This is a genomic window from Pseudofrankia asymbiotica, from assembly GCF_001983105.1.
GTDB lineage: Bacteria > Actinomycetota > Actinomycetes > Frankiales > Frankiaceae > Pseudofrankia > Pseudofrankia asymbiotica.
The window spans coordinates 25868-39333 of record NZ_MOMC01000032.1 but is presented as its reverse complement, the minus strand read 5'-3'; the positions used below and the strand labels follow the sequence as shown (position 1 = coordinate 39333).

General features: G+C 70.7%; 10 protein-coding genes. 5 read left to right on the top strand and 5 right to left on the bottom strand.

Features of this window, described 5'->3' with window-relative positions:
* Positions 1 to 183: 183 nt before the first annotated feature.
* Both BL253_RS16715 and BL253_RS16710 read right to left on the bottom strand, forming a co-directional pair.
* On the bottom strand, positions 184 to 1464 hold the full coding sequence (locus BL253_RS16715) for an ABC transporter substrate-binding protein (protein WP_076817973.1): 1281 nt from the start codon (positions 1462 to 1464) through the stop codon (positions 184 to 186).
* 75 nt (positions 1465 to 1539) lie between these two features.
* Positions 1540 to 2244 carry an ABC transporter ATP-binding protein gene (locus BL253_RS16710; RefSeq protein WP_076817972.1) on the bottom strand — a complete coding sequence of 235 codons (705 nt, stop codon included), beginning with the start codon at positions 2242 to 2244 and terminating at the stop codon, positions 1540 to 1542.
* A gap of 122 nt (positions 2245 to 2366) precedes the next feature.
* Here BL253_RS16710 and BL253_RS16705 point away from each other — a divergent pair, with 122 nt between their 5' ends.
* The gene (locus tag BL253_RS16705; protein WP_076817970.1) at positions 2367 to 5090 is read left to right on the top strand and encodes an ABC transporter permease subunit; all 2724 of its coding nucleotides are present in this window, start codon (positions 2367 to 2369) and stop codon (positions 5088 to 5090) included.
* A gap of 12 nt (positions 5091 to 5102) precedes the next feature.
* On the opposite strand, the gene BL253_RS16700 is transcribed toward BL253_RS16705, so the two are convergent.
* Positions 5103 to 5387: a YdeI/OmpD-associated family protein gene (locus tag BL253_RS16700; RefSeq protein ID WP_241834862.1), complete on the bottom strand. Its 285-nt coding sequence runs from the start codon at positions 5385 to 5387 to the stop codon at positions 5103 to 5105.
* 301 nt (positions 5388 to 5688) lie between these two features.
* Positions 5689 to 6660, bottom strand: coding sequence for an NAD(P)H-dependent flavin oxidoreductase (locus BL253_RS16695; RefSeq protein WP_076817969.1), 972 nt, complete (start codon positions 6658 to 6660; stop codon positions 5689 to 5691).
* Positions 6661 to 6838: 178 nt separating this feature from the next.
* Here BL253_RS16695 and BL253_RS16690 point away from each other — a divergent pair, with 178 nt between their 5' ends.
* Both BL253_RS16690 and BL253_RS16685 read left to right on the top strand, forming a co-directional pair.
* The gene (locus BL253_RS16690; RefSeq protein WP_076817967.1) at positions 6839 to 8128 is read left to right on the top strand and encodes a cytochrome P450; all 1290 of its coding nucleotides are present in this window, start codon (positions 6839 to 6841) and stop codon (positions 8126 to 8128) included.
* Between the two features lie 174 nt (positions 8129 to 8302).
* Complete coding sequence (locus BL253_RS16685; protein ID WP_076817965.1) at positions 8303 to 8791, top strand: potassium channel family protein; 489 nt, start codon at positions 8303 to 8305, stop codon at positions 8789 to 8791.
* Between the two features lie 142 nt (positions 8792 to 8933).
* Here BL253_RS16685 and BL253_RS16680 read toward each other — a convergent pair whose 3' ends face one another.
* Positions 8934 to 9899: a helix-turn-helix domain-containing protein gene (locus BL253_RS16680; protein ID WP_131831504.1), complete on the bottom strand. Its 966-nt coding sequence runs from the start codon at positions 9897 to 9899 to the stop codon at positions 8934 to 8936.
* Between the two features lie 541 nt (positions 9900 to 10440).
* Between BL253_RS16680 and BL253_RS16675 the strand changes: the two genes are divergently transcribed.
* Positions 10441 to 11667, top strand: coding sequence for a CHAP domain-containing protein (locus BL253_RS16675; protein ID WP_076817962.1), 1227 nt, complete (start codon positions 10441 to 10443; stop codon positions 11665 to 11667).
* Between the two features lie 292 nt (positions 11668 to 11959).
* On the top strand, positions 11960 to 13405 hold the full coding sequence (locus tag BL253_RS16670) for an FAD-binding oxidoreductase (RefSeq protein WP_076817960.1): 1446 nt from the start codon (positions 11960 to 11962) through the stop codon (positions 13403 to 13405).
* Positions 13406 to 13466 lie beyond the last annotated feature (61 nt).

The window sequence follows — 13466 nt, the reverse complement described above, 5'->3', positions numbered from 1 at the left end:
AGATCCTGAACGGCCGGGATCCGCATGGCCGGGATCTGAGTGTGCCTGATCAACGCCCTCCCGACTGCCAGACCGGCCAGGATCTCCAGCCCGGCACGCCCCGAGGGGCTGTACGCGCCGCGGAAGGCCGTCGTGGCGCCGCGGGATGAAGGATCCGGACGCCCGGCGCCCGGGAGGTTGGCGTCACCGCGCCCGCCGACGAACGGGAGGGCGGGCACGGCGACGCTCGGCCTGGGCCCCCGGCTTGATCGCGTCGCCGGTGCCGAACTCGTAGAGCTTGCCGTCCCAGTTCGCCTTGCCGTCCGTGACGTGCACGACCGAGTAGGCGGGGTTGTAGACGGACGGGTACGGCAGCGGGCTCTTCRCCGCGAAGCTCACCGCCGGGGTCAGGCCGCCGGTGTTCACGTCCGCCATCTTCCGCAGGCCGGCGAGGACGGATGCCCGGTCGATGGTCGGAAGGGTCTTCGCGAGCTGGGCGAAGATCTGGACGCCGAGCCAGCTGCCGAGGCCCAGCTCGTTGATCTTGCCGTCGGGCTGGTGGGCCTTCATGTCGTCGTTGTACTGCTTGCCGTAGGCGCTCGACGTGTCCCAGGCCGGCGGGAACACCAGGCCGACGTCCAGCGGGCCGCCGGCGCCCATGCTCTGCAGCTCGTCCTTGCTGAACGCGCTGCCGGCGAATCCGATGGGACCCTTGTAGCCCGTGGAGCGCAGCGCCTTCACCGCCACGCTGGTCTGCGCGGAGAACGTCAGCCAGACGACGGCATCCGGATTGCCCTGCGTGACCTGCGTGGCGGGCGCCGAAAGGTCGGCCGTGGACGGCGCGATCCGCACGTTGTTCACGACCTGGACGCCGGCCTTCGAGAAGACGTCGCCGACGGCCGAGCGGATGACGTCGGCGGTCGGGATGTCGAGGGTGACCAGGCCGACCTTCTTGGCGCCGCTGGCGACGACGTCCTGGGCGAGTCCGTGGAAGCCCACGCCGACGGAGCCGTTGACGTTGAACGACAGCGGGTTGGTCAGGTCGAACTTGGAAACCGGGAACTGCCCGATGATGGGCATCTTGGCGGCCTCGATCTGGGTGGCCGTGGCGTCGTGGTAATTGTCCGAGCCGCCGGCGATGGCGACGACGCTCTTGTCGGACAGGATGTCCCGGTAGCACTTGGCCGAGTCGGTCGCGTTCTGGTGGTTGTCGCAGAGGGTGAGCTTCAACGGGCGCCCGTTGATCCCGCCGGCCGCGTTGATCGCGTCCACCGCGGCGGTGGCGCCCGTGGCGTACTCCGGGTTGGCGCTCACTCCACCGGACAGGGCGCCGATCGCCGCGATCTTGATGGGGTCGCCGCTCGGCCCGCCCGCCGCACCGGACGACGCGCCGTCGTCCCCGCCGCCACCGCACGCGGCCACCAGAACGGCGAGCGACACTAACGCCGCCGGCCCACGCAGGAACAATCTTACGGATCTCGACATCGTTACCCTCCGAGAAAGGACGTCACAAATACATCCCGAGCCGGTCCGCGAGGCACGGGAAAAGATTCAGGAAAGTCAGGAAAGGTACAGCGAAGCGAGGCCGTCGAGGTCTCCGCGCCATTCTTCGGCTGGCCCCTCACGCACGACCTCGCCGCGCCGCATGACATAGGCGCGGTCGGCCCGCTCCAGCACCGAGCGGGCATTCTGCTCGACGACGAGCACGCCGACGCCCGTGTCGGCGGTCGCCCGTACGGTGTCGAGCAGGCGCTCACGTACCAGTGGTGCGAGCCCGAGGGACAGCTCGTCGATCAGCAGCAGCCGGGGCTTGCGGGCGAGCGCGAGGGTGAGGGTGAGTGCCAGCATCTGCTGCTCGCCGCCGGACAGCAGCGCGCCGCGGTGGCCGGCCCGCTCCGTGAGTGTCGGGAACAGCTCGGCGGCCTCCCCCTGGGCGCGTACCAGCCGCAGCGACTGGCGCACGGTCAGCCCAGGGAAGACGTGCCGCTCCTCCCCCATGAACGACACGCCCTGCCTGCACCGCTTGTAGACCGGCAGGCGGCCGCAACTGGCGCCAAAGAGCAGGATCTCGCCACCCGTCGGGCGCAGATATCCCGCCAGGGTCCGCAGCAGCGTGGTCTTGCCCGCGCCGTTCGGGCCGAGCAGGGCGACGACCTCGCCGGGACGGACGGTGAGGTCGACGTCGCGCAGGACCTGGACGCGGCCGTAGCCGGCCGACAGGCCCCGTGCCTCCAACGCCGCCTCGGCTAACGCTGCCTCGGCCATCTGATCCTCCGGGTTGCGAGTGAACGCTCACCAGCTTACACTCGGTCAACAATCTTCCGCAACGAAAGCCGGAAGATCCGTTCCCAGAGCTTCTGCTCACCAGAAAAACGCTAGGGGCGCGCATGGACCCACGGACCATCCTGCAGTTCGCACTGTTAGGCCTGGGTGTCGGTGGCGTGTACGCGGTGAGCGCGGTGAATGTTGTCGCGATCCGCCGAGGGTCGCGGACCATCAACTTCGCGCATGCCGGTATCGCGCTGTGGGGCGCCCTGCTCTTCTACTGGCTTCGCGACAGCCACAACTTCCCGGCCGTCRCCGCCGCGGTGGTGACGCTGCTCGCCGCGGCCCTGTTCGGCGCAGTCGTCTACCTGGTCGTCATCCGGCCGATCCGCCACCGCACCCAGCTGTCACGGATGGTAGCGACGCTCGGTCTGCTCGGTCTGCTCGTCGGCCTGGCGCACAGCGTCTTCCCGAACGCGGCCCGGGTTCCCAACACCTCGCTGCCGTCATCGGCGGCACACCTGTCCGGCCTGACCATCCCCGTGGAGCGGATCGTCATCTTCGCGATCGCCGTCGTCATCGTCGGCGCGCTCGCGGCCTGGTCGGCCTGGGCACGGCTGCCACTGATGACCAGAGCGATGGCCGAGCACGAGTCCGCCGCCCAGGCGCTCGGCGCGTCCCCGCACACCCTGGGCAGCATCAACTGGGCGCTTGGCTCGGTGCTCGCCGCCGCCGCCGGCATCCTCGTCGCCCCGATCGTCGGGCAGTTCGACACCGCGATGATCACTGTGATGGCGTTCGCGCTCGCCGCGGCACTCATCGGCCGCTTCGACGGGTACGTACTCGCCCTCCTGGGCGGCCTCGCGCTCGGCGTCGGCGAGGGCCTCGTGACCCACTCCATCGCCGAGTACGTCCCGGAGAACTACCAGATCGGCTGGCCGCAGACGGTGCCGTTCGTCGCCGTCATGGCGATCCTCATCCTGCGGCGCGACCGGGCGAGCAACCGGCTGCCGGCCGTGCCCGCCGCGCCGGTCGCCGCGGGCCTGTTCCGCCCGATCCCGGTCGGCGTCGCCCTGGCGGCCATCATCACGATCCTCGCCGTCGGCGACGCCTCGTGGCGGGACGCCGCGACCTCGACGATCATCCTCGCGATCCTGGTGCTGTCACTGGTCGTCCTCATCGGGTACGCCAACCAGATCAGCCTCGCCCAGCTCACCGTCGCCGGCCTCGGCGCCTTCGTGGCGGTGCGGCTGGACATCGGAGCGCACGTGCCGTTCGTGCTGGCGCCGCTGGTCGGGGCCGCCGTCGGGGCGCTCGCGGGCCTGCTCGTCGGCCTGCCCGCGCTGCGGGTCCGCGGCGTGAACCTCGCCATCCTCACCATGGGCATGGCCGTCGCCGTCTCCGGCGTGCTCTTCGACAGCACCTTCTACACCGGCGGCATCACCGGCCTGGCGCCGCGCCTGCCGTCGCTGTTCGGCCTCACCATCGACGCCGGCCTCTACCCCGACCGGTACGGCTACTACTGCCTGTTCTGGCTCATCCTCGCCGGGGCCGCGGTCACGCTGGTACGGCGCTCCGGGCTCGGCCGGCGGCTGCTCGTCGTGCGGACCAACGAGCGGGCGGCGGCCTCCGTCGGCATCAGCATCGCACGGGCCAAGTTGTCCGCGTTCGTCATCTCCTCGGCGCTGGCGGGCGCCGCCGGCGTGCTGCTGGCGTTCCGCAGCTCGTCGGTGACCTTCGCGCAGTTCTCCTTCACGGAGTCGATCAACCTGGTCAGCCTGGCCGTGATCGCCGGCGTGACGTCGGTCGCCGGCGGCCTGCTCGGCGGCGTCCTCGCCTTCGGCGGCCTGGTCTATCTGGTGATCTCCGACCTGCACGTCGGCTTCATCACCGACAACTACGCCACCATCTTCGGTGCCGGCCTGGTGCTCACCGTGATCGTCCACGAGAACGGCGTCGCCTGGCGCAAGCGCTCCCGGTACGACCCGACGCCGCTGCCCACCGGCGACGTGCCCGCCCGCGCCGGCGAGCCGCTCGTCGCCGACGACGTGACGGTCCGCTTCGGCGGCGTGACCGCCGTGTCGAAGGCCAGGCTGCGGGCCGCGCCCGGCCTGGTCACCGGCCTCGTCGGCCCGAACGGCGCCGGCAAGACGACGCTGCTCGACGCGATCGGCGGCTTCGCGCCGACCACCGCCGGCCAGGTGCTGCTCGGCGACCGGCCGCTCGGCGACCGCACCCCCGACGCCCGGGCGCGCGACGGCCTCGGCCGGGTCTTCCAGGCCGGCGAGCTGTTCGAGGACCTCACCGTCGCGCAGAACCTGCGGGTCGCCGCCGAGAACGCCGGCCACACCGACGGGCGCCTGCCCGGGCCTGCCCGGGCCGCCCTGGAGCGGTTCGACCTGGCCGACGACCTGCCGCGGCTGCCGACCGAACTCCCGATGGCGAAACGGCGCCTCGTCGGCATCGTCCGCGCGCTGGCCGCCAACCCGTCGGCCGTCCTTCTCGACGAACCCGGCGCCGGCCTGTCGATCACGGAGATCTCCGAGCTCGCCGCCGGCCTGCGCGAGCTCGCCCACGACGCCGGCCTGACCGTGCTCGTCGTCGACCACGACATGGCCCTGGTCATGTCGGCCTGCGACCGGATCGTGGTCCTCCATCAGGGCCAGGTCCTCGCCGACGGCACCCCCACGGAGATCCAGGCCAACCCGGCCGTCCGCGAGGCCTACCTGGGCGAACCGGCCGAATTGTCCGCCGAACCCGCGACTGGAACTGAACCGACCGCACGCGTCCTCGCCGAGGCAGCCAACGACCAACCGGCGGGCGGCGCGGCAGCCCCGGTCAGCTGACCGGGGCGCTGGTCAGCTGACCGCCTCCCCAAAAAGCGAAAGAACCGCATGCCACAGCCGCGGCCGCTGGATCGCCTGGTCGAGCGAGCCGTGGACCGTGTGGTACACCGTCACGTCAGCGCGCGCACGTCGCTCGCCGGCCCGTCTGGGTTTGGCCACCCAGCTGATGAACGTCGACCGCACCTCGGCCGTCTGCTCCTCCCACAGGGACCAGGCGTCCGCGCGACTGAGCGCGTCGAACAACTCGGCCGGCACCGCGACCTGATCATCCGCCACAGTGGTGATGGTCCCCGCCAACGCGACGTCGGGCAGGTCCAGAGTCGCGTATCCGACCGAGCCGACCCCGCCAGTGTCGGCACGAACAACGCGTGGATGATGCGCAGGATGATTGGGCCCGCGACTTGATCACTGTTTGGGCCCCGTGGTGGTCATGATCCCGCTGGCCCCGCTGACAACCACAGGAGAGCACAAACGGCGATCACCGAGGCGGTGGTGTGTCAGGCGGGGTGCGCTCGGCTGCGGGGCTGCGGGAACGTCACCCTCGGCCCTGCTTCATGACGTGAGGGATGCCTGCCGCGGAGTGGGCTTTGCGTCCGTCTCACCCGGAAACAGCGCGTCGCGCGGCCTGCAGAGCCGTCTCCGTCTCGGCGAGGAGGCGCGAGATGATCTCGGCTGCCGGGGCGACGTCGTGGACCAGAGCGGCGGACTGGCCGGTGAACGGTAGGACGTCGTGCCCGCGGTTGGCACGCACGTCGACCATGAACGTCGCGCGGAACTCGGCGGCGTCGACGGCACCCGGGTCCGCCGCCAGCTGGTCGATCAGTGGTGTCCGCAACGCCCGGGGTGCTGGCGGCGGCCCCGGCGGCAGGTCGAGCGTGAACGGCGGCAGTACATATTCGCTGTGGGTCACCTTGACCGCCTCGGTCGCGTCGGCCGCGACGATCCGCTCCTTCCAGACCGGATCGATGCCCATCTCCGAGCTGGCCAGGAACCGTGTCCCCATCAGTACGCCCTGCGCGCCGAGCGCCAGCGCGGCCGCGACGCCGCGGCCGTCGGCGATCCCGCCCGCGGCCAGCACGGGCACCTCGCCGGCGAGGTCCACCAGCTGCGGGACGAGCACCATGGTCCCCACCCAGCCCGCGTGACCGCCGGCTTCCCAGCCCTGGGCGACGAGCACGTCGGCGCCGGCCTCCAGCGCCTGCTCGGCGCCGCGCAGGTCGCCGACCTGCTGAATCCAGCGGGCGCCCACGCTGTGTGCCTCGGCGATCCGCCCGGCTGGGACGCCGAGGTGGAAGGACACGGCCGCCGGCCTCGCCGCCAGGATCGCGTCGAACACCGCCGGATCGAACGGGCGGCCGGTGTGGTTGACCGCGAACGGCCGGTCGGTCAGCTCGCGCAGGTGCTCCCACTGCCGCCGCAGGTCGGCCGGCTCGCGGATGGCGGTGCCGACGCTGCCAAGAGCGCCGGCGTTGCACACGGCGGCGGCGAGGTCCACCTGCGCCCATGGCCCGAACGGGGCAAGCATGATCGGCACCTCGATGCCGAGCAGGTCGCAGAAGGGCGTGCGCATCCGCCAACGATGACAGGCGACTCCCCCTTTTCCGCGGAGCCGGTCCGGCGCCGAGCTGGTCGGACCGAGCCGGGCCGGGCCGCCCTGCCGATCCTGGGTCGCCCCGCCCCTGGCATGATCGCCGGTCACGCCCGAACTCAGGGCGAACGGGATCGCAGCGCAACGGGGAGATGACACGATGGCCGACCCGGTGACCGACCTGATGACCGACGCCGCGGGCCGCGCCGACGACCAGCCCGTCCCGGCCGACACCCTCGAGGCGCGCTTCCCGGCGCACGCCGGTGCCGCCCGCCTCTACGGTGACTCGATCAGCCGCGACGTGGCCGGCCTGTACCGCAGGCTGCGCGCCGAGCACGGGACGGTCGCGCCCGTACTGCTGGAGGGCGACATCCCGGCGTGGCTGATCCTTGGCTACCGGGAGGCACACTTCGTCGCGAGCCGTGGCGACCTCTACGATCGCGACTCGGTCCGATGGAACGCCTGGGATCTCGTCCCGCTGGACTGGCCGCTGCGGCCGGCTCTCGGCAAGGGGGACTCGGTCGCGTGGGCGTCCGGCGCCGAGCACGACCGGCGCTCCGGCGCCGTCCACGAGGTGCTCGCGGCCGTGGACCCCTTCGAGCTGCGCTCCCGGTGCGAGCGGATCGCCGACGAGCTCATCGWCACCTTCGCCGACCGCGGCCGGGCCGAGCTGATGTACTCCTACGCCCATGTGATGCCGGCCCGCGCGGTCGCGGGGATCCTCGGCATACCGGCCGAGGACACCGCCGGAATGGTCCAGGACCTCGTGACGCTGTTCGACCACGGCACGGACGCGCTGGCGGCGCATGGCCGCCTCATGGCGCTGGTGACCCGTCTCATCGCGCTGCGCCGCGACCGACCGGGTTTCGACGGGATCTCCCGGCTGATCACACACCCGGCGGCCTACACCGACGACGAGGCGCTCCAGGACATCTTCGTCCTCCTCGCCGCCGCGCAGCAGACGACCGCGTACTGGATCGGGAACACTCTGCGGCTGCTGCTGGCGGACGCGCGGTTCGCGACGACGCTGGCCGGTGGGCGGCGCAGCGTCGGGCAGGCGATGGCCGAGGTTCTCTGGGAGGACCCGCCGGTCGCGAACTTCACCGGCCGATGGGCGGTGCACGCCGGCCAGCTCGGCGGTCAGCGCATCCAGGCCGGCGACATGCTGGTCATCGGGGTGGCCGCCGCGAACGCCGACCCGGACGTCCGTCCCGACCCGGCCGCCGGCGCCGCCGGGAACCAGGCCCACCTGACGTTCGGCCACGGCGAGYACCGCTGCCCGTTCCCCGCGCAGGAACTCGCCGAGGTGATCTCCCAGACGTCCGTCGAGGTGCTCCTGGACCGGCTGCCCGACCTCACCCTCGCCGTGCCCGCCGACGACCTCCTCTGGAACCCGGCGATCTGGGTACGCGGCCTGACCACCCTGCCCGTCACCTTCACCATCGCCTGAGGCCCGCGCCGCGCGGTGGTGGGCGTGGCCCTGGGCGGCGTGTGAGCATGGCCGCGGGCGCGGTGTTCGCGGCGCGGTCTGTCCGGCGCGGTGTGCCCGAGGGCTGTGCCGGAGCACCTGGGTCAGATCCGGCGACGCGGACCTCGACGTCCAGGACGGCGGGTGGAGGACAGGATGAACGTCAGAATTCTGCGCCGGGTCCTGCGCCGCTACACGACCCAGCCACTGTCGGCACGGCGCGCGATGCGGGTGATCATCGCCGCCACGACGCTGACCGTGGTCATCGGCGGTGTCCTCATCCGGCTCGTCGACGAGCGAAGCGTCCCGAACGTCGGGGTCGGCATGTGGTGGGCCCTGCAGACCGCCACCACGGTCGGATACGGCGACGTCGTGCCGAGCACATCGGCCGGCCGGCTCATCGGGTCCTTCATCATGCTCGAGTCGATCGCCTTCCTCGCCATCGTGACAGCCTGGGTCACCTCCAGCTTCGTCCGGCGCGCCCAGCTCGAACGAGCACCGATGGAGGGCTCCGCCTCTCCCGCGGTCACCGAGGATCCGGGCGGCCCGGGCGTCGAGGCACTGCTCCGCACGATCGACGCTCGTTTGCGCCGGATCGAACATGCCCTCGACCTGGGCGCCGACCGACCTCCGCCAACCGACTAGCCCAGGTTGGTTCTGCCGGGGCGGCGCGTACGACACGCTCAGGGAGCAGGCTCTCCACGGCTACCGCTGACCTTGCGGGAACGCGCCACCACCACGTTGCCAAGATCGTGGACAGATGGGAGGCGAAGTCGTCGGGGCAGCATTAGCTGTCCGCCTTGAGGCAACGGGTACTGAACCGTGCCGATGTTTCGGCACCCCGCGTGAGCACGACGACCGCGTAGACGCACTGGTGATCGTTCTCAAGCATGTCGCCGTACGCGGGCTGGCCATCGTGGATCACCTGGTAAGGCGCGGCCTTACCATCAGCGGGACGGTCGACTTCGATCTTCACGGTCACCGAGGGAAAGGTAGCCAGCGCCACGGTCGGGCTGAAACGCCCCCAGCTCGTGCCGCATGCTGCCGACATCCGAAGCTGCAGCTCGCCGACAAGATGTTCCGTCGGGAAGTAGACGTTCAACGTGTCGGCGACCTTGGCATCTGTGGCGCATCCGGTCACCATGGGATCGCTGCCGTCAGGCGCCTGGATGGACCGGACCTCCGCGCCAGCCGGCGTCGCGCGTGGCGACGTCACGTCGTCGCCTTCCGCACCCGCTGCCCTCATGACGAGGTAGCCGGCCACGGCCGCGCCGAGGACCGGAAACGCCGCCGCGGCCGCCCAGCGCGGACGGAATCTCCACGGCCGAGACCCGACGTTCACATCCTCATCACCCGGAGATACCGCCGGTTCACGACTGTGCTGCCACTTCTCCATCGCGGGCACATCCCTGGCCGCGTCTCGCGGTGACGTGTCGAGGTCGGCGGGCCCCAGGGCTTCCACGGCGGTCGTAAGGTCGCGTTCCCTGAGAGCTTCTTCATGGAGAGGGCGGAGACTTTCGGGCGTCGAATCACAGATCTTTGTGTATGAACGCACGATGTCCATCGGGGRAACTCGACGRCCCTGCTCGTAGTCGACGAAGTTGCTGTGGGCCGTGAACCCCGCCAGCTTGGCGAACTGGCGCAGGGTGAGCCCGCGACTGACACGGAGCTGCCGCAGCTCGCGCCCAAGACGGACACACGCGGTCTCAGCCGGCACTTGGTCAGCGGTCCCCGGCTGGTCATTCGGCTCCATGACGTCCCCCGTGGTCTGAGCCTGGTCGGTCGGTGCCCGACCGACCAAGTCTCGTGCTTGGCTCGTTATGGGTGAGCCGATCAAGGATAGTCCATGTCCTCGGGGAAGACATCGCCGTGGACTCCGCCGAATACGACAGGCGTCCCGCGCGCGCCGCGTACCCGCCTCAGCGGGAGACAGGCAACGGCCGAACCGTGCGCCAACGCGCGGAGACTGTCGACCGCGCCACCGGGAAGCACCGGCATCGATGCAATCAATCGCAGTCGAGATCGAAGCAGAATGATTCAGAACAGCCACCCATCGCCCGACGGGACCCGAGGCGCCGAACTCCGACCAGGCAAACAAGAACACACTCGCCGGCTATCTTGAGACTAATTTCAGCACCCGCTTGATCTCGCCTGTTTTTCACGAAGTCCCGACGCGAGAACCCAGATTGCACGCGTCCCGATTCCCTCATCCACGCGTTCACCCCATTCATTCGAACTTGCAAGGGAGAGCCATGATGCACAGTCGAGACAGGCGGCATCAACGCCTGCGGCTGATGTCCCTGATCGTCGTGCCAAGCCTGGTCGGGCTGGCCATGGTCGTACTCGCCGGTCCAGCCCGCGCCGATGCGCCTCTCCTCGTCGCGGGGAACACGTGGCTGCAGGGCGACGGCGTACCGGTATGCGGTCCGAGTACGGACCCGGTGTGTGGCGGGCAGGCCCAGACAAGCAATGTCAGCTCCCAGTACTGGCAGTGTGTCGAGCTGGCTCAGCGGCTTTACTCGCGTAAAGGGTGGTACACGGCGAACGGAGGCAGGTTCGCAGGTGTCGCCAAGGCCACGGACATCTACTATCAGGCACAGAGCGGTGCGCTCGGAAACATGCATGCCATACCGAACGGCTCCATCACGGGCATCGTCCCAGGCGACATGATCGTCCATACGACCGCCGATGGCGGTGGCAGCGGCCACGTCTCCGTCGTCGACACAGTCTCCGGCGGCACCATAAATGTGAAGGAACAGAACGCGAACCCAACGGGTGTGGYCACCTACTCCTGGAACGGAGGGACAGTTTCTCGTTCAGGTTCACATGTTCTCGGTCTGGTACATGATGACGACGATCATCTCATCAATGGGCCCGGGGGAAACCCGTTCGGCGGCCTTGATCTCGTCCACCAGGTACCAGGAGGTGTCCGTGTCGCCGGATGGTCCATCGACCCGGACGCCGGCACGGGAGCCATCGATGTTCACACATACATTGGTTCCACCCTCCTTGGCGGCATGAACGCGGGGGGCAGTCGCCCGGATGTCGGCGCCGCCTATCCGCAGTACGGCCCGAACCACGGCTACGACGGGCAGCTCGGATGGGGGCCGGCTGGCGTTCAGAATGTCTGCACCTTCGGTATCAACGTCGGCTCCGGTGTGAATACCCTGCTGGCCTGCCGGACGGTTACCATCTCCCATGTACCGTTCGGCGCCTACGACGTCGCGCAGGCCGTGAGCGGGGGAATCCGTGTCGTTGGCTGGGCGCTGGATCCGGACTCCGGTTCTCCGATACCAGTGCACGTCTACGTGGATGGCGCGCTGGCTGGCGGCCTGAGCGCGGGGGTGRCCCGCAACGACATCGGCAACCTCTATCCCGAGTACGGCGCGGACCATGGCTTCGACGGCACGGTCGGCTACGGCGCTCCCGGAAACCACACGGTGTGCGTGTACGCCATCAACGACGGCTATGCGGGTGACACCAGCAACCCACAGTTCGGCTGCCGGAATGTGACGATCTAGGCGACCAGGTCCGCTCGAGGTTTCGGTGGTCAGCTCAGACGTGCGCGGGGGCGTCTGAGCTGACCACGGTAATTTCTTCTCCTGTCTGCCCTGACCGCGCGTGCCGGATGAGGTCGCCGCCGACGGACGCCACGCTGGCGCCGCCACGCTGGCGCCGCCACGCTGGAAGACCATGCCAAGCGTGCCGCAAGGACGGCGGGTCTGATCCCAAGTGATGTCCAAGCGCCGGGCGACATGGTGGCCCCAGTCCGCTTCGTGACCGCGCAGGTCACCACCGCCTCAGGGAGCCATCATGTCGACGCTCGCCCCCCGTACGCCATCTCCTGACGCCGCATCCGTCGACGCTCCGTCCCTCGACGGTCCGCTCGCCGACCTGGCCGAGACGATCCGTGGCCAGGTCCTGCTGCCGGGCAGCGACGCCTACCTGGCGGCCGCGACGCCGTGGAACGTGGCGGTACCGGCCACGCCGGTCGCCGTCGTGGCGGCCGCGGACGCGAGCGACGTCGCCGCGGCGGTGCGCTTCGCGGACGCCCACGACCTCGACGTCGACGTGCGGGCCACCGGCCACGGGGCGCTCGCCCACGCCCGCCCGAGCCTGCTGGTGTACACCGGCGACCTGGACGAGATCACCATCGATCCGGTCCGGCGGCAGGCCCGGGTCGGCGCCGGGGTGCGCTGGCAGCAGGTGCTCGACGCCGCCGCCGTCCACGGCCTCGGCGCGCCCGCCGGCTCCGCCCCGCACGTCGGCGTCGTCGGTTACCTCACGGGTGGTGGTCTTTCGCCGGTGGCCCGCGGCTTCGGGTACGGCAGCGACCTGGTGACGGCGTTCGACGTCGTCACTGGCGACGGCGTGCCGCGCCGGGCCACGGCGACCGAGAACCCGGCGCTGTTCTGGGGGCTGCGAGGAGGCAAGGGCGCGCTGGGCGTCGTCACCGCCGTGGAGTTCGAGCTGCTGGACGTCCAGGAGATCTACGGCGGCTGCCTCTACTTCGACGGCGCCGACGCCGACCGGGTCGTGTCGGCGTGGAAGACCTGGTCGGCGGGCCTGCCGGAGCAGGCGACGACGTCGGTCGCCGTGCTGCGGCTGCCGCCGATGCCAGCTGTACCGGCGCCGCTCGCCGGCCGGTGCACCGTCGCCGTCCGGTTCGCCTGGGTTGGCGACCCGACCGAGGGCGAGCGGCTGATCGACCCGCTCCGCGGCCTCGCACCGGTGGTCTTCGGAGGTGTCGGGATCCTGCCGTTTCCCAAGATCGGCATGATCCACGCCGATCCGGTCGACCCGATGCCGGTCCACGAGCAGGCGGTGCTGCTGCGCGAGCTGCCCGACACGGCGGTACGCACCCTGCTCTCGCTGACCGGCCCCGCCGCCGACTGCCCCCAGGTCATCGTCGAGCTGCGGCTGCTCGGCGGGGCGCTCGCCCGCGAGCCCCGTGAGCCGAGCGCCGTCTGCCACCGCGACGCGGCCTACTCGCTGCTGACGATCGGCATCGCGGCGCCGCCGCTGGCCGCGGCGACCACCAGGCACGCCACCGAGGTGATGGCGGCGATGGAGCCGTGGTCCGGCGGCCTCGGCGCGCCGAACTTCGGGGCAACCGCCGATCCGGCGCTGGTCGCGCGCAAGTACGACGCGGCGACGCTGTCCCGGCTCGCCACGCTGACCGCCAGCTACGACCCGAACGCCCGGATCGCGGCGGCGCACCCCATCCGCGCGGCCGCCGCCACCCGCGCCAGCTCCTGACCACGGCCACGCGCCGGCGGCCACCCCTCCGGCGGGAGGGCGCCCAGCGCCCGACACGGGG